At 44.3% G+C, this 17,341-nt stretch carries 17 protein-coding genes; 11 read left to right on the top strand and 6 right to left on the bottom strand.

Annotation, left to right across the window (positions count from 1 at the left end; all coding sequences use genetic code 11):
• Positions 1-139 precede the first annotated feature (139 nt).
• Positions 140-940: a D-alanyl-D-alanine carboxypeptidase family protein gene (locus WAO38_RS12080; protein WP_422237437.1), complete on the top strand. Its 801-nt coding sequence runs from the start codon at positions 140-142 to the stop codon at positions 938-940.
• On the opposite strand, the gene WAO38_RS12075 is transcribed toward WAO38_RS12080, so the two are convergent.
• Positions 929-1,423, bottom strand: coding sequence for a DNA-deoxyinosine glycosylase (locus tag WAO38_RS12075; RefSeq protein WP_422237435.1), 495 nt, complete (start codon positions 1,421-1,423; stop codon positions 929-931). The two genes, WAO38_RS12080 and WAO38_RS12075, sit on opposite strands and share 12 nt — an antisense overlap.
• Positions 1,424-1,516: 93 nt before the next feature.
• Here WAO38_RS12075 and purH point away from each other — a divergent pair, with 93 nt between their 5' ends.
• From purH to ung, 4 genes are all read left to right on the top strand, one after another.
• Complete coding sequence (gene purH / locus WAO38_RS12070) at positions 1,517-3,052, top strand: bifunctional phosphoribosylaminoimidazolecarboxamide formyltransferase/IMP cyclohydrolase (protein ID WP_422237433.1); 1,536 nt, start codon at positions 1,517-1,519, stop codon at positions 3,050-3,052.
• 148 nt (positions 3,053-3,200) lie between these two features.
• A complete protein-coding gene (locus tag WAO38_RS12065; RefSeq protein WP_422237431.1) occupies positions 3,201-4,085 on the top strand; it encodes a DnaJ C-terminal domain-containing protein in 885 nt (294 codons plus the stop codon).
• Positions 4,086-4,088: 3 nt separating this feature from the next.
• Positions 4,089-4,475 carry a heat shock protein transcriptional repressor HspR gene (locus WAO38_RS12060; protein ID WP_422237429.1) on the top strand — a complete coding sequence of 129 codons (387 nt, stop codon included), beginning with the start codon at positions 4,089-4,091 and terminating at the stop codon, positions 4,473-4,475.
• A 4-nt stretch (positions 4,476-4,479) separates the two neighbouring features.
• The gene (gene ung, locus WAO38_RS12055) at positions 4,480-5,154 is read left to right on the top strand and encodes a uracil-DNA glycosylase (protein ID WP_422237427.1); all 675 of its coding nucleotides are present in this window, start codon (positions 4,480-4,482) and stop codon (positions 5,152-5,154) included.
• On the opposite strand, the gene WAO38_RS12050 is transcribed toward ung, so the two are convergent.
• The 3 genes from WAO38_RS12050 to WAO38_RS12040 are packed head-to-tail and all read right to left on the bottom strand — an operon-like array spanning position 5,138 to position 8,859.
• Positions 5,138-5,875 (bottom strand): CHAD domain-containing protein, encoded by a 738-nt coding sequence (locus tag WAO38_RS12050; protein ID WP_422237425.1) that lies wholly within the window; start codon positions 5,873-5,875, stop codon positions 5,138-5,140. The genes ung and WAO38_RS12050 overlap by 17 nt on opposite strands.
• Positions 5,876-5,892: 17 nt before the next feature.
• Entirely contained in the window at positions 5,893-6,852 is a 960-nt protein-coding gene (locus tag WAO38_RS12045; RefSeq protein WP_422237423.1) for an endonuclease/exonuclease/phosphatase family protein, read from the bottom strand.
• 54 nt (positions 6,853-6,906) lie between these two features.
• Positions 6,907-8,859, bottom strand: a complete 1,953-nt coding sequence (locus tag WAO38_RS12040) for a M3 family metallopeptidase (RefSeq protein ID WP_422237421.1) — start codon at positions 8,857-8,859, stop codon at positions 6,907-6,909.
• Between the two features lie 89 nt (positions 8,860-8,948).
• On the opposite strand from WAO38_RS12040, the gene WAO38_RS12035 reads away from it, so the two are divergent.
• Positions 8,949-9,569, top strand: a complete 621-nt coding sequence (locus WAO38_RS12035; RefSeq protein ID WP_422237419.1) for a DUF502 domain-containing protein — start codon at positions 8,949-8,951, stop codon at positions 9,567-9,569.
• On the opposite strand, the gene WAO38_RS12030 is transcribed toward WAO38_RS12035, so the two are convergent.
• Both WAO38_RS12030 and WAO38_RS12025 read right to left on the bottom strand, forming a co-directional pair.
• Positions 9,532-10,629 carry a trypsin-like peptidase domain-containing protein gene (locus WAO38_RS12030; protein WP_422237417.1) on the bottom strand — a complete coding sequence of 366 codons (1,098 nt, stop codon included), beginning with the start codon at positions 10,627-10,629 and terminating at the stop codon, positions 9,532-9,534. The genes WAO38_RS12035 and WAO38_RS12030 overlap by 38 nt on opposite strands.
• A 2-nt stretch (positions 10,630-10,631) precedes the next feature.
• The gene (locus WAO38_RS12025) at positions 10,632-11,960 is read right to left on the bottom strand and encodes a hypothetical protein (protein WP_422237415.1); all 1,329 of its coding nucleotides are present in this window, start codon (positions 11,958-11,960) and stop codon (positions 10,632-10,634) included.
• A 127-nt stretch (positions 11,961-12,087) separates the two neighbouring features.
• On the opposite strand from WAO38_RS12025, the gene pyrH reads away from it, so the two are divergent.
• From pyrH to WAO38_RS12000, 5 genes are all read left to right on the top strand, one after another.
• On the top strand, positions 12,088-12,798 hold the full coding sequence (pyrH, locus tag WAO38_RS12020; protein ID WP_422237414.1) for a UMP kinase: 711 nt from the start codon (positions 12,088-12,090) through the stop codon (positions 12,796-12,798).
• Between the two features lie 20 nt (positions 12,799-12,818).
• Positions 12,819-13,034 carry a DNA-directed RNA polymerase subunit omega gene (locus tag WAO38_RS12015; RefSeq protein WP_299987834.1) on the top strand — a complete coding sequence of 72 codons (216 nt, stop codon included), beginning with the start codon at positions 12,819-12,821 and terminating at the stop codon, positions 13,032-13,034.
• A gap of 21 nt (positions 13,035-13,055) precedes the next feature.
• Positions 13,056-15,215, top strand: coding sequence for a RelA/SpoT family protein (locus WAO38_RS12010; RefSeq protein ID WP_422237412.1), 2,160 nt, complete (start codon positions 13,056-13,058; stop codon positions 15,213-15,215).
• 3 nt (positions 15,216-15,218) lie between these two features.
• On the top strand, positions 15,219-16,421 hold the full coding sequence (gene tyrS, locus WAO38_RS12005; protein WP_422237410.1) for a tyrosine--tRNA ligase: 1,203 nt from the start codon (positions 15,219-15,221) through the stop codon (positions 16,419-16,421).
• On the top strand, positions 16,418-17,341 hold a 924-nt coding region (locus WAO38_RS12000; RefSeq protein ID WP_422237408.1), incomplete at its 3' end, for a nitronate monooxygenase. The genes tyrS and WAO38_RS12000, both read left to right, overlap by 4 nt.

Genomic DNA, 17,341 nt, shown 5'->3' with positions numbered 1-17,341 from the left:
AATGTGATTTGGTCTTTAATATGAACAATGTCTCACCGATCGTATGCCTGAAGTATAAATAACAGAGATAAAGCATGTTCTGGTATAGGGTTTGCTAGAATTGACAAAATTGCGATAGAAAAATGAGAAGGTATTTCCTATGATAAAAAAAATAGCTGCTTTATGTTTGATCGGTTCCGTGAGTCTTTTTGCCAATATTGATAAAGAAAAATTAAATAAACTCGACATCGAAGCATTGTTGGTCAAAGATATGAATTCCAAGAAGATGCTTTACTCGAAAGAACCGTTTAAAGAGCTTCGCCCGGCAAGTCTTACCAAAGTGATGACCGTGATGCTGGCAATTGAACATGGCCGTCTAAACACTCCGGTAACAATTACACGTGAGATGCTGCGGGTAGAACCGACGATTGCCGGATATAAACGCGGTGATGTCATAATTATGGAAGATCTGGTCAAAGCGGCGATGATCAAATCGGACAATGATGCGGCAATGGCAATTGCGATTACCGTCGGAGGAACTGAAGAGCATTTTGTCGAGATGATGAATGCAAAAGTTAAAAAAATCGGCATGAAGCACACCCATTTTACCAATCCCTGCGGATATGACGATAAAAAACATTATTCGACTCCCCAAGATCTTCTGAAAATGACGGAGTACGCCATTAAAAATAAAAAATTTAACGATATCAGCCGATTGAACGAACATACCTATTATTCTCTTAATAAGCATCGGAAATTTTATGCCTACACGCATAATCGTCTCCTTAACCGTTACCAATATGCAGTCGGAGTAAAAACGGGATATACCGCCAAAGCGGGACCATGTCTGATTGCACGCGCGAAAAAAGACGGGCGAGACTGCGTTATCGTGATGATGAATGCCAAAGGGGATCGATGGAAGACGGCAAAAAGTATTTTTGAACAGGTTTTAAACAGTTAAAAAGGTATCCAAAAACTTTTTATAAATCTCTTTTTTCTCTTCAAATTTCATCGCCGCATGTGCAGGTGAAGTGGAGGGAAGCAACACTTTTTCAACGTCTAAACCCTTAAAATACTTCATAAACAGATCATGGCTTTTTTTCCCCGTAAATCCGAGTGCCCGGATATTGGGATACTCATCTAATAGCTTTTCAAAATCATTCGGTATACAGTTTTTGAGATTGGTATCACTCGAATTGCTCCGTTCGCATGAGCCGATGACGTCCCATAGCCCGATCCCTTTTTCCAGACAAAAGACTTTTTTGGCTTCATTGGTGCCCAAAGGTACATTGAAGATCTCTTCGAGGATCGGCCAGAAGGCATTGCGTGGATGGGCATAATAGAATGACTGCTCAAACGAGGCGATACTGGGGAAACTTCCGAGAAACAGGATGCGAGTATTGTGATCGAGAATGGGTGGAAAGGGGTGGATGTAGGGTTGCATGGAATAATTTTACCTCAATTTACCTTCCCCTAAACCATCATTTGTTACAATTCCGCCATTAATTCTGGGTTGAAACCCAATCAAAGGAACTGCATGAAGCGTGCACTGCTCAGTGTCAGCGATAAGAGCAATATCGTTGAGTTTGCCAAATCTCTTATCGGTTTGGATTATCAGATCATCTCTACGGGCGGAACGTACAAAATGCTGCGTGATGCAGGTGTAAGTGCCATCGAGATTGATGAGGTAACAAAGTTTCCGGAATGTTTCGAAGGGCGTGTTAAAACATTGAACCCGTATATTCATGGCGGTATCTTGCACCGACGTGACAAACAATCGCATCTTGATCAGGCGGTCGAACTCGGTGTCGAAGCGATCGATTTGGTATGTGTGAACCTTTATCCGTTCAAAGCGACGATCGAAAAAACGGATGATTTTGAAGAGATCATTGAAAACATCGATATCGGCGGTCCTGCGATGGTGCGTTCTGCGGCGAAAAACTTCGATAGCGTTATTATTCTTACGGATCCTTCAGATTATTCTTTGGTTCTCAATGCGATTGCCAACGGTGAAAACACGATGGAGTTTCGTCGCGATTTGATGATCAAAGCGTATGAGCATACCGCGGCATACGATTCAATGATTGCCAACTATATGAACAAACGTTTCAACAACGGCATGGGTGCAAAGCAGTTCATCGTCGGAAACAAAGTGATGGATACTCGTTACGGCGAAAACCCTCACCAAAAGGGTGGTTTATACGAGTTTGACACTTTCTTCAGCAAAAACTTCAAAACCCTTAAAGGGGAAGCGAGCTTCAATAACCTTACCGACATCAGCGGTGCGGTAAAAATCGCGGCGGCATTTGGGGACGAAAATGCTATCTGTATCGTCAAACACGGAAATCCGTGCGGTTTTGCAATCCGTGATAATCTCCTTGATGCCTATAACGAAGCACTTAAATGCGATCCTATTTCGGCATTCGGAGGTGTCGTAGCGGTTAACGGTATTGTGACCAAAGAGCTTGCAGAGAAAATGAACGAGATGTTTCTCGAAGTGATCATTGCAGGACGCATTGATGACGAAGCGCGTGCGGTGTTCGAGCCGAAAAAACGTCTTAAGCTTTTCGAATACGGAGCCGACCGTATTGCACTAAGCAATGACGCGATCGATTTCAAACATATCGACGGCGGATTCGTTTTCCAAGATGCCGACCGTGTCGGTGCGGATGAAGTGAAAAATGCGAAACTCGTGACGAAGCATGTTGCGAGCGATGCGGCTATGAAAGATGCGGAGATCGCGTATAAAGTAGCTTCATTGACCAAATCCAACTGTGTCGTTTACGTCAAAGACGCCGCGATGGTAGCAGTCGGTATGGGCATGACGTCTCGCGTCGATGCGGCACGCTGTGCGCTTAAAAAAGCAGAAGAAATGGGTCTGGATGTGAGCGGTTCAGCGCTCGCTTCAGAAGCATTCTTCCCGTTCCGTGACTCTATCGATGCGGCGGCGGGTGCGGGAGTTAAAACCGTCATCCAGCCGGGTGGTTCAGTGCGTGATGAAGAAGTTATCGCAGCGGCGGATGAACATGGTATGTCTCTCTATTTTACCGGAATTCGTCACTTTCTCCACTAAAATTGCTTGCGTCTGGTAGACGCAAGTTCTAATTCTCTTTATACCCCTATACTCCGCGATTTCCTTTTTAACCTTGATTGACATTGACTCAAACTTAGTGCTATAATCTTTGCTAAATAATTAACTATGATTGTAACAGGATTGAAAAATGTCTAAAAGTTTATATACAACACTTGAAGTTGCTCCGGGAGCAAGCGAAGCAGAGATTAAAAAAGCTTATCGCAAACTTGCCCGACAGTACCATCCCGACGTTAATAAAGATCCCAAAGCCGAAGAAAAATTCAAAGAGATCAATGCGGCCTATGAAGTTCTCAGTGACAAAGAAAAACGCTCCAAATATGATCAGTACGGCGATTCAATGTTCGGCGGACAGAACTTCCATGATTTTGCGCGAGGGCAGGGCGGAAATGTTGACTTAGATGATATCTTACGTAATATTTTCGGCCAAGGCGGCGGCGGATTTGGGGGTGGCGGCTTCGGCGGCTTTGGCGGACAATCCGGATTCGGGGGCGGCGGTTTCGGCGGTGGAATGAATCTTGACATTGATGCCAATGTTACGATTCCGTTTGCGGTTGCGGTATTGGGCGGTAAGCATTCGATCAGCCTCAGCGGTGAGAGTTTCGACATCAAAATCCCGGCCGGGATCAAAAACGGTGAGAAACTCCGCGTTCGCGGCAAAGGAAAACGTGCCGGAAATCAAGCGGGTGATTTGTACCTGCGTATCGATATCTCCCCTAATAGTGAATATGAGCGCGAAGGGGACAATCTCGTCAAAACTTTCAATGTTCCTCTCTATGCGGCACTTTTCGGGGGGAAAGTGGTGATTCAGACCTTGGAAAAAGAGGTAACTCTAAAAGTTCCCGAAAATACTAAAAATGGACAGCGTTTCCGCCTGAAAGAGATGGGAGTCGTGAACCGCCAGAGTAATGTACGCGGGGATTTGTACCTCAAAGCGAATATTGTGCTCCCTGCTGTTGATAAAATAGATGCAGACTTAGTTGAGCAAATGAAAAAATCACTGCCGCAGGAGTAACAGATGCACCATTTTGACGAACCGGTTTACATGATCAGCATCGTAGCGAAGATTCTGGATATTCATCCTCAAACCCTTCGACAGTATGAGCGGGAAAATCTGATCGCACCATCGCGTTCGGATGGCCGCATTCGCCTTTATTCTCAGCGTGATATCGAAAAAATCAAAACGATTCTCCGTCTCACACGTGAATTGGGCGTGAATCTAGCCGGAGTAGACGTCGTGATGCGTCTCAAGGACAAAATGGAAATGATGGAAAATGAGCTTGCTGAACTTCGAATGGAAGTCGCACGTATCCGCAGCAGTTCCGGAGTGCCGCCTGAAAAATCATTGGTCACGAAACGAAGTATTTATGAGATGGTCATTTTTGAAGATGATATTCTAAAGTAATAGTGTGAGCGTCCATCCGAATATTCATGAAAGCTGGGAAGAGGCACTGCATGCCGAATTCGCTCACCCCTATATGGAAAAACTTAAAGCCTTTTTGGTGGAAGAGAAAAAAAATCATACGATTTTTCCACAGGGAAGCAATATTTTCAATGCCTTCAACTCTACCCCTTTTTCCTCCGTCAAAGCAGTTATTTTAGGGCAAGACCCTTATCACGGCCCCGGTCAGGCGCATGGACTCTCATTTTCGGTTCAACACGGAACGCCTCTTCCTCCCTCCCTTCAAAATATTTTTAAAGAACTGGTAAGCGATATCGGATGTCCCTATCCTAAAAGCGGTGATTTGAGCCATTGGGCCAAAGAGGGAGTATTGCTTCTAAACACTCTGTTAAGTGTCCGATCGGGTGAGCCGTTTTCCCATAAAGAGCAGGGATGGGAACGTTTTACCGATCAGGTTATTCGAGCGCTAAGCGAGCAGCGAGAACATATCGTCTTTATCCTCTGGGGAGCTCCTGCAGGGAAAAAAGAGGCACTGATCGATACCCGTAAACACCTGGTTTTAAAAGCACCGCATCCTTCTCCGCTTTCTTCATATCGGGGATTTTTCGGTTCTAAGCCATTTTCGCAAACGAATGCTTATTTGCAGGAAAATAGTATTTTACCGATTAGCTGGTGCCTCTGATCTTTTTGAGTGCCTTTTTCCGTTCCATAAGAAGCTGTTTGAACTCTTTTTGGGGATGCTCACGGCAGAGTATTTTGAGCCACTCGACCTGGTTATAAAGATCATGAATATTCCCGAGCTTGTCTTGGATCTTTTTACATTCATCGATTTTTTTTGCTTCATTTTTGAGAAAAGCTTCATTGAGAAATTCAAGTGCATATCGGGATGTTTTGAAATGAATTCGTACTTTATGAAGCTCTTTTCTTGTTGATTTTTCAGAAAGGGCAAAATAGCGTTCCAAGCCCACTCGGTAATGATCTTGCGTCATTTGTTCACACTGAAATTCATCGATAGCAGGATTGGATTGGATGAGTGAATCGTAAAAAGTATTCAGCAGCGTATACAGTTTGAGTCTAAACTCTTTGGTAACGGCAGTTTCGTATTGCTGATAACGGATCGATCGTAATTCTTTCAAGGAGTGTTTATGAATATTCGGATCAACCGAAAGTAAAAAAATATCAAACTCGCGCAGAGGATTGGTTGTTTTTAGAAATGTTTTAAGCTCAGGGGGAAAGGAAAAAGAATCGGGCAGATAGAGTGTTTGTAAGGATCGTACCCGGCGAAGTGCTACACGAAATTGGTGCAGATAGCTGATTTCTTCATCCGGTCCGATTTTTCGCACCATAAGAAGTGCTTGATAAACCTGATACGTAAGATATTTGGTTAAAGGTGACAGCTGCATAAAAGTATTATAGCCATTCAGGGTTTTATTTCAAATACCGCATAAATCGGAAGATGATCCGAATACCCTTCGCCAAGATGATGTTTCGGATATTTCCGGCTTTGCTGCCAGCGGAAGACTTTCCCTTTTTGAAAGAGATAGGGCGGATCATAACGCGCAAAGCTTCCTTGGACATACTCCAAACCTTGATCATCGGCTAAAGCCGGCGAGATGATGATATTGTCAAGCCCTTCGCCATGTCCTTTGTACCGGTGGCTCCAGCGTTTCTCTTCGGGCAGATCATACCAGAGATTATAGAGGTACCCACTGTGATTTTGCAAAGATGTATAGGTAACGGGATTCCCGTCGGTATCGATCGTTTTAAGAATATGGTTGATCCCTGTAATCCCCTCAGTGTCGTTATGCTTGCGGCTCTTGAGAAAGGTTCTGTACTCTTCAAAATGGGAGTTAAAATCACCGATCAATACAAACGGCTCGTTGGCGGGGAGTTCATCCAAGCGAAGCATGAGCCGTTTCGCCGATAAAATCCGTTCACTCTCCGGCCCGCTTTTTGATTTCCAGTGATTGACAAATACATGTAAAAAGGTACCGTTAATATTGACTTTGGCATCTAAAATATCACGGTATCTTCGATTGTAACTCACCGGAATTTTAAGGGCACTTTGGATGGGATAACGGCTTAGCAATGCGGTATTGACGGTAGAATTTTTACCTCGGGCAAAGGCATAATAAGGGTAATAGATTCCCTGGCGATTGAGCTCCGCTTTGAGGTCTTTGAGGGCACTCTCGGATTCGATCTCCTGCAGGCCGATAATATCGGCACCGATGCCCTGTATAACTGTTGCGGTGTGACGCAGTTTGGTTCGATACATCGCTTCGTCCCATCCCCAGGTACCGTTAGGGATATACTCTTCATATTCATTGCCGTCATCATTCATATCAAATAGATTTTCGACGTTATAAGTTGCTATTTTCACTTCGACTCCTCCTAAAAGTGACATCATTAATGACAATAGCCATAAAAATCGCATTTATTCTATTCCGCTCAGACGAAGAAGATTTTTACTGTCGCATTCACGTCCCATCATTTCGACAAAGAGTTCCTGCATACTTTGCGATCCTCCTTTGGCCAAGACGATCTCTTTGTATTTGCGCGCAAGTTCAGAGCCGAATACTCCCTCATCGACAATCGCATAATAAGCATCGGCGCTGAGGACTTCTGCCCATTTATAGCTGTAATATCCGGCACTGTAGCCTCCGCTGAAAATATGGCTGAATCCGTTTTGGAATTTGTTGTATTCAGGCGGTTTGATCAGCGCAGTTTTTGCCCGGATACTATTCAAAAGGTTTTGTATCTCCTCTCCTTGATAGAGCTTTGAATGAAGCTCGAAATCAAAAAGTGAAAACTCGATCTGCCGTAACATAAACATACCGCTTTGGAAATTTTTCGCACGAATCAGTTTGGCGATCATGTCGTCATTGAGAATCTCTCCGCTTTGATAATGTTTTGCAAACAGTTTCAGAACTTTCGGTTCATACGCAAAGTTTTCCAAAAATTGGGAAGGAAATTCCACGGCATCCCATTCGACACCGTTGACACCGCTCACACCATGCTCTTTGACACGGCTTAGAAGATGGTGAATGGTGTGTCCCATTTCATGAAAGAGGGTGACGACGTCATCATGCCGAAGAAGCGACGGTGAAGTCTCGGAAGAAGGGGGAAAATTGCAGACGACAAAAGCACTGGAGAGATGGATGCATCCCTCACTGTCACAGTGGTGGGTTTGAAAATTATGCATCCACGCACCGCCGCGTTTATTTTTTCGGGCTTCGAGGTCGAAATAGACCCGAGCCGTGAGCGTGTCCTCATCATAAATATCATAGACGGTTGCTTTTTCATCCCATAGCTCGATGTTTTGACGAACAAAACGGAGACCGAACAGGTTTTCTAAAAAGGTAAACATCCCCTCCATGACGCTGCGCTGTTCGAAATAAGGACGATACTCTTCTTCGTCAATATCGTATTGGGCTTTTTTGAGAATTTCACCGTAATAGGCGGTATCGTAGCTTTGCAGTTCAATATCCGGTGCGATAGCCCGCAATTCATCCAATTCACGCATTCCCTGTTTTCGGGAAGCTTCGACAAGTCCGTTTAAAAAGGTCAAAACACTTTGGGTACTCGGTGCCATTTTGGAAGCAAGAGAATATTCTGCATAGTTTTCAAATCCTAAAAGTTTGGCACTCTCTTGACGAAGTGACATAAGCTCATCGATAATCGCACTGTTTTGAGGCGCACGGGTTGTGTAGGCACGGTAAAGCTCCTCGCGGATAGTACGGTTGGGCCCATAGGTCATGTAGGCGATATAGGAGGGCATTTGGAGGGTAAAACGGTAGTGAATGACCCCATTTTCTTCAAAACGGGCATTTTCTAAATCACTTTCGGGAATCCCTTCTACATCGGCTTTATCGGTTATGATTTTTTCATAGGCATTTGTTGCATCTAAAACATTTTGGGAAAAGTCGTTCGTAAGGGTACTTTTGCGGAGGTTTATTTCCGAAAGGCGTTGTTTGGATATTTCATCGAGGTGGGCTCCCGCAAGCTCAAAATGGAGAATGTTAAGATCCAGAATACGTTGTTCTTCGGTATTGAGAGCATCGTATTCATTCTCTTTAATCACTTTGAATGCTTCATAAATAGCGAGGTTTTGTCCGACAAATGTTGAATAGTCGGTAAGGATCGGAAGGGCATCCGCATAGACCTTTTGGCTCTCTTCGGAGTTTTTAACGGCATTGATATGGGAAAGCGGGGTAAATAAAAGCTCCAAATCTTCTTCCATCAAATCAAACGGACGGACAAAATTAGCATAGGTTTTGTCGGTAACGGCTAACAAATCGGTAATGGTTTGGTGGTTAATTGCAATCAGGGTGTTCAAATCAGAGATAAATGTCTCTAAATTGAGTTTAAAATCGGCAAAAGGCTGCATAGTTTCTCCTATAGTTGTGTTATTGTAGTAAAGAGTTTCAAAAAGTATTCTATAATTCGACAATTTGTCATACTATAAAGGTTTATCTTATGAGTTCGAAAATTAAATTACTGCTTCGTTTTATTTTTGTTGGGGCGTTATCTTTATTCCCGTTGATTCTGGTAATCGTCGTTGTCAATTATCTGAAAAATCTCGGAATCAGTGCCTATCTGTCATTGCATGATTATACCGATTCGTTTGAATTGACATTGGGGTTGATGGCAGGGGTTATCGCGGTGTTCGCATTGCTCGGTTTTTCCATTGAAAAATACGGGCGTTCCATTTTCGTTTCGATGATTGACAGTACGTTTGAAAAAATCCCGGCCATCCGTTCGGTCTATTCGGTATCGAAAAAACTCGCAGCCATGCTCAGCGGCGGCGAAGACGGGACAAAAAAAGAGGTTGTACTCGTCGAGTACCCAAAAGAGGGGCTATGGGTTCCGGCGTATCTGCTCAATCGCCATGAAAATATCTGCGTATTGTTTATCCCGACCTCTCCGAATCCTACAAGCGGGTATACGGTATTGGTAGATGAATCCCTGATTAAAAAAACATCGTTAAACTTGCAGGAAGTATCATCTTTTATTATCAGTATGGGTGCCGATTTCGCTCAAAAAGAGAATGTTTCTGCACTTATTCAAACTCATCGAACTTCGGCTCAAGCGCTTTAAACTCTTCCAGTAAGAGGGTCTGATATCGCGGTGCGTTAGTGAAAAGGTTACGTAAGGCGGAAGTCCCGTATTCCTCACTCAGGGAAGAATCTACAACAATGTAGGAAAGATAGACAGTATTCTCATTGATCGAAAACTGTAACCGTTCCAATGAACCGTTTTCATGCAGCAGGTAATCATACAAGGCATCGATATTCTCCTGCGGAATACGGCAGAGCGCTGAATCGGCGATAATGATCCCATTATCATAATAATTGATATCAATGCGGGTCGTTTTTGTCTCAAACCGCCAGCTGCGTTGGCTGCGGCGTGATAATGTGACATTGATCCCGAGCTGCTCTAAAATCTTTTCAATCAAGGCTACGACACCGGAGGGTTTATACCCTTCACGACGGCGTTTTGCGACATCAAGTTTGATACCGCATTTAGGACAATAATCATTTTGAATGGTTGGTTCATGGATGAGATTTTTGCACGATACACAGCGGATAATATCATCTTTATGAAGTGCACGAAATTGTTCTAATGCTTCCTTGAGTGTATACGCGGGGAGGGCAAATCCCAGATTATTAGAGTTTTGGATGATAAACGTATTAACACCGATCACCTCTGCCGAGTCATTGAGCAGCGGCCCCCCGCTGTTTCCGGGATTGATGGCGGCATCAAATTGAATGTATTCGACTTCCCCCTGAAGGCGGGATGCTTTAGAGACGATACCCTCCGTTGTGGAGTAGTTTAGCCCGTAGGGATGCCCTATGGCGATAACTCCATCACCGTCTTGTACGGGGAGAGAGGAGAGAAGCAAAGAATTTTTATGTTCAATCGGAAGCGGGGAGCGGATAAAGGCGAGATCAAAGGCCGGATCGTCATAGACAACAGTTCCTATCGTTTTCGGAAGAGTTTTGGTACTGATCAGAACCTCTTTTAGCCCGCTGACCACGTGTGAGTTGGTGATAATAAGCTCATCGATCAGAAATCCGCTTCCGCTCCCGTAGGGATTGGTAATCTGGACGATGCTTTCGATCGTTTGCTCGACCATTTTTTGAGTAGCTGTATTCACGTTTAGTCTTCCGTATAATCGAGATTTTTGACTTGGAGATAAAAGCTTTGGCTGAAATGATCCAAATCACTGTAGTTGATGAGATCGGAAAAATTGCGGAGTCCTTTGTACCGGTCCATATACGGTTCTATCGCCTCACGGATACGTTTAGCAATGAGATTTTGTTTAAAGGTTTGGCTAATCGGATCATATAAGGGCACTTCTCCCTCCGATTGGAAAAAATCGTATGCATAGACTTCGACATGCAGATGCAGCAATGCACGCAACGAAGGATGAAGCCCGTAATTGTAAAGAAGGTAGAGGGCAATGTATCGGTAAATAACCGGGATGACGTAGTTGGAACGGTTGTTTTTGTACCAGCGTACTTTGTTTAATGACTCTTCGATAAACAAAGCAACCTCTTCGTGCATCGCCTGTTCAAAAGGTGAGAATGTATAGGCCGAATTGTAAAACTGTGTTGCAAATGACTCTTTGTCCATAGCTTCGAGGTCATGCAGATATTTTTCCAAATCGGCATTTTTGTCTTCGGTCAGTTTCTCATCTTCCATAAAGTAGCCATTAATTTTTTCACTGATATTTTTGGCCATTTTTTTGTGCGGAAGGAAAAGATAGTCGATTTGGAGGAGCAAAGAGAGATAACTGAACGAAGCCATTCCTGTATTATCATTGGATAGCAGGCCGATCAGACTCTGTTTGGTGTCGTGTATCCATTGATGCATAAAAGCGTAATTGGAATCGATTTTTGCAGTAGCAATAGGGAGGAGATGTTCCGTGTCGAGAAGAGCGGATTCATCAAATTCTCCGGCAATAAATTCTTTTTCAAAATCGGCATTCAGCGCAATTTCCCGGAGCGGAAAAAAGATTTTTTGGGGAGTAATCGTTGCGTTATCCAACCGTATTGAGAGTTTGATCACTCCGGATTCATCACTAAAACGGCAATAGGTAAGTTGAAAATCGCGTTCTAAAAAACGGCGTTTGAGTGCAACATGAAGTGTCTCGCTCAGTGCAATATCGGCATACGCTTCCAAAGAGGTCGGGGTGACGAAACCTTTGATGAGGGCATAGCCTTGATAAAGAGAAAATCTTAGGGATTCTTCAGAACGTTCGATCGTCAGATGCGCAGTGGGAAAAGTGTTGTCTTGGTGGATTAATGAGGATAAAAAATACTCATATCCGCTCAAAATATCACCACGTATCAGTGCGTCTGACGCACGATCGAACAACTCTTTTTCTTCAGGGTTCGGAAGTGCATGAGTACCCCTCCCATAGCGCGGAACGCGATGCATCGCTACCGGGTTGAACCATGCTTTGATCATTTCGAAGAGTTCCACCTCTGCGTTTCCTTTAGCCAATCGGTAAAATTAAGTATTAAGTGTAATCAAAGCAACCTTAAAGCGACGATAAAGTATAATGCGCGTAATTTAAAAGGCACATCAGAGATGCTTTACAGGGAGTTGTATGGGCTATAAACGCGTTTTGGTAAAATTCTCCGGTGAGGCGCTAGCCGGTGAAAACGGTCACGGCATCGATACGAAAATTCTCAAATTTATTGCAGGAGAGATTAAAACTCTCGTCGATGCAGGAATTGAAGTGGGTATCGTTATCGGCGGCGGAAACATTATCCGAGGTGTTACCGCTGCGGCGGATGGAATCATCCGACGTACTTCGGGCGATTATATGGGGATGTTGGCGACCGTAATCAATGCAATCGCGATGCAAGAAGCTTGTGAACACGAAGGGATGCTGGTTCGCGTTCAAAGTGCTATCAAGATGGAACAAATCGCGGAAGCGTTTATCGTCCGCCGTGCAACCCGTCATTTAGAACGCGGCCGTGTCGTTATTTTTGCGGCGGGAACCGGAAATCCGTTTTTTACGACCGATACTGCGGCCACGCTGCGTGCGATTGAAATCGGTGCCGAAGTTATTATCAAAGCGACCAAAGTAGACGGTGTCTACGATAAAGACCCTAAAAAATATGATGATGCGATCAAGCTTCCTAGCCTCGGCTATGAGCAGGCGTTGCAAGACCATATCAAAGTAATGGACGATACGTCGATTGCCTTGGCAAAAGAGAATAAGCTTCCGATTATCGTGTGTGATATGTTCACTCCGGGTAATCTTCTTGAAATCATTCAGGGTAACCTCACTCGTTGCTCTATCGTAAAATAAATCTCTCAAAAGGAAAATAAATGAGACTCGAACAATTAACTGCAAAAGCACTTGAAACTGCAAATATCGACCGTTACCAATTGGCTATCGCTGTAGCAAAACGCTCAGAAGAGCTTTTAAACGGAGCAACGACAAAGTTGAATGTAGATGTGAAGAAAGCTAAAACAGCTGATATCGCTTTGATGGAGATTGCTGAAGGGCACATCACTATCAAAGGTTTCGTAGACCGAGACTAATTTTATTTTAAAGTTGCATCATTGAACGCCATCGACATAGAAAAAGTAACCGGGATCAATGATGTTGAGGGTGCAATTGCACACCTCTTTACCCATATCAGTACCTCCAGCGCTATCCAAAACGCCCTTGCATTTTCACAACAAGCTCATCATAATCAGTTTCGTAAAAGCGGTGAACCCTATATCGTCCATCCTGTTTTAGTTGCATCGATTGTCGCTAATATCACCGGAGACGAAGCAATGGTCATTGCGGCCTTGCTGCATGATGTCGTGGAAGACACCCATATAACGATTGAAGAGATTGCACGTGATTACGGTGATGATGTGGCTCATTTGGTTGAGGGGCTCACCAAAATCGATACGATTCGCGATGCACAGCTTATTCCTTCTAATTCGGATGAAAAACTGGTCGCATCGGCGTTATCGTTCCGGAAGATGTTGGTTGCCTCTATTGAAGATGTCCGGGTGTTGGTCGTTAAACTATGCGACCGTCTCCATAATATGCTTACCTTGGGTGCATTGGCTCCTGCAAAACAGCACCGCATTGCCGAAGAGACTCTCGTTGTTTATGCACCGGTTGCCCATCGTTTGGGAATCTCTTACCTCAAGAATATTTTGGAAGATTTGAGTTTTCAATATCTTTTTACGGAAGAGAAACGTGCCATCGATCTGTATATGGAAGAAAATTTTCGCTCAATCAATACACGTTTAAGTGATTTTTGCGAAAAATTGACCAAAATGATGCTCGAAAACGGTTTTTGTCAGGATGATTTTGAAATCCTCAGCCGGGTCAAGCATCACTATTCCATTTATCTTAAAATGCAGCGAAAAGGGATCAGTATCGATGAGATTCTTGACCTTCTGGCGGTCAGGATATTGGTCAAAAAACCGCTCGACTGCTATCGTGTTTTCGGGATGGTGCATTTAAACTTTCAGCCGCTCAGCTCGCGGTTTAAAGATTATATCGCTATCCCAAAAGAGAATGGCTATCAGACACTCCATACCTCTGTTTTTGATTCTACGGCGATTTTTGAAGTACAGATTCGTACCTATGAAATGCACACAACCGCAGAGCTCGGTGTTGCGGCACATTGGAAATATAAAAGCGGCGGGAATAACCCGATAAGCCTGGACTGGCTCCATAATCTTCAGTATCAGAACGAGTCGGTCGAAGCGTTTTATGAGTTGATTAAAAATGACCTTTTCAGTGAAGACATCAGTGTTTTTTCTCCAAAAGGGAAACCGTTCACGCTTCCTCGCGGTGCGGTGGCTCTTGATTTTGCCTATGCGGTACATACTGAAATCGGAGACAGTGCCGAGGGATGTTTGATTAATAAAGAGAAAGCTTCGTTGCTCAGCGAACTGCACAATGGAGATATTGTCAAAATTACGACAGCCTCTAAAAAAATCAACCGCTGCAGCTGGATCGATGCCGTTAAAACATCACGGGCAAAAGCCAGTATGCGGGCTAACTGTAATCAGCGTATCCGTGCCATCGATACCGAGACAGGGATCAATATACTGTCGACAATTTTTAATTTAGCCTCCGAACGGACGGAAGAGTTATTCGCTCAAACCCATTTAGAAGAGCAGCGGAGCCGTATTCCGAGTGAACTCGATTTGCTCAAAGAGACAATCAACCGATTTACTCAGGAAATTCGTGAGAGTAATCGATTCAGCGCATTTTTGTCCCGCAACCGTTTCCGGCTCAAACCGTATGTTTTTGCTTCGCTGGAAGTGTACGCAAACAGCAGTGTCAACGATGCGGTATTTGATTATTGCTGCCATCCTAAAACCGGGGATGAAATCGTTGCCTTTTTGCAAGACGGCAAAGCCCATATACATCACAAGATGTGTAAAAATGCCGCAGGGATGATTGATCGGCGTGAACCGATGGTATTTGTACGATGGAAAGCACAACATTATTACCGATACCATCTCATTATCAGTATGCAAAGCGCTCAGGGGGCACTGGCCGATCTGCTTACCTATATGGCAAAAATGGGTGCCGATATCAACAGTATCGAATTGGGTAAAGAGAAATCTGAACATACTCAATACTGTGAGATGGAGTTCCAAACTCTGGAGGCCGATATCAATCGGCTTCGCTCCAAACTGGAGAAAAAAGGGAAAATCATACAATTTTTTCGGACCGATGATGCGTACCGAAACCAAGGATAAACCATGATACAAACAGCCTTACGAGAAATCAGACGGGGATGTGCCGAAATCATTGATGAAGCACGTCTCGAAACACTTCTCAAAAACTTTTATGAAAAAGGGGAGGGATACACGGTCAAGGCCGGATTTGATCCCACCGCTCCCGATCTGCATTTGGGGCACACGGTATTGCTTCAAAAATTGGCAATTTTTCAAAAGTTCGGCGGTCATATTCAGTTTTTGATCGGGGATTTTACGGCGCAGATCGGAGATCCTACCGGCAAAAGTGAAACCCGCAAAAAACTTCTCCCGGCACAGATCCAACAAAACGCCCAAAGCTACAAAGATCAGGTCTTTAAAATACTTGATCCTGAAAAAACGACGGTTGTGTTTAATGCCGATTGGATCAATCCCCTCGGTGCAGCCGGGATGCTGGAACTTACGACGACATTCAGTGTGGCACGGATGTTGGAACGGGATGATTTCGATAAACGGCACAAAGCGGGTATTTCGATTTCCATCAGCGAGTTTTTGTACCCGTTGCTTCAAGGGTATGACAGTGTCCATTTGAAGAGTGACATTGAAATCGGAGGAACGGATCAAAAATTCAATCTTTTGATGGGCCGCCACTTGCAGCGGGTTTATGAGATCGGGAAAGAGCAATCGGTATTGATGATGCCGATCTTGGAAGGTCTTGACGGTGTCCAAAAAATGTCCAAATCATTAGGCAACTATATCGCCGTTGCGGATGTTCCGGGTGAAATGTTTGGCAAAATACTCAGCATCAGCGACACGTTGATGTGGCGTTATTATGAGTTGCTGAGCGCCCAAAGTCTCGATGCGATTGAAGCATTGAAAACCGGTGTTGAGAATGGAACATTGCATCCTAAAAAAGTGAAAGAAGCATTAGCTTTGGAAATCATTGAAAGATTCCATTCGCATGAAGCGGCACTAACGGCTCAAGCAGAGTTTGAACGGGTGCATGCACAAAGTGAAATACCGACTGAAATGGACGAATTTACCCTTGAAGGGCCGATCTGGATTGCGAAAGCGCTTGTCGATTGTGCCCTTAGTCCATCTACCTCTCAAGCCCGTCGGGAGATTAAGCAAGGCTCTGTTAAAATCGACCAAAATAAACTAAGCGATGAACAATACCAATTGGATGGGGGTGAATACATCCTCCAAGTTGGAAAACGAAAATTTGCACGATTAAAGGTAACCCAATGAACTTTCAACCACTTCAAATCGGCAAACATACGGTACGAATCCCTATCGTTCAGGGAGGTATGGGTGTCGGAATCAGCTGGGATAAATTGGCAGGGACCGTCTCTGCAGAGGGAGGGCTGGGTGTTATCAGCTCTGTAGGTACGGGATATTACGGTGATAAAGCGTATGCGGATAAACTGGTTGCGAATCGACCGTTGGATGCCGAAAACTTTTATTCGAAAAAAGGATTGATCGCAATCACAGAGAATGCACGCAAGATATGCGGAAGTGCTCCGCTCGCGTGTAACGTCTTGTATGCGATCAATGATTATGGCCGTGTCGTGCATGATGCATGTGAAGCCGGTATCGACATCATTATTACGGGTGCGGGGCTGCCGACGAATATGCCGGAGTTCACCGCCGATTATCCTGATGTTGCTCTTGTCCCTATCGTCTCATCGGCTAAAGCGCTCTCTATCATCTGTAAACGCTGGCAAAAACGTTACAATCGCCTTCCGGATGCGGTCATACTTGAAGGACCGAAAAGCGGCGGACATCAGGGCTTTACGTACGAACAGTGCGAAATGGAAGAATATCAGCTCGAAAACCTTGTTCGTCCTGTTGTCGAAGAGGCGGCTCTATGGGGAAATATTCCTGTAATCGCTGCAGGCGGTATATGGGACAAAAAGGATATTGAGGCCATGATGGAGCTCGGTGCTTTGGGTGTACAGATGGGGACCCGTTTTATCGGTACGTATGAGTGTGATGCCCATGAAAACTTCAAACAAGTCCTTATGGACGCCAAAGAAGAAGATATTACCCTGATGAAATCTCCCGTCGGTTATCCGGCGCGAGGGGTACGCACCAATCTGCGCGATCTTATTGATACACGAACCGGTCCTTCAATCAAATGTATTTCGAACTGTGTCGCTCCCTGCAAC

This window comes from Sulfuricurvum sp., from assembly GCF_049277495.1.
Lineage (GTDB): Bacteria > Campylobacterota > Campylobacteria > Campylobacterales > Sulfurimonadaceae > Sulfuricurvum.
This window is presented reverse-complemented; position numbering and strand designations above follow the sequence as displayed.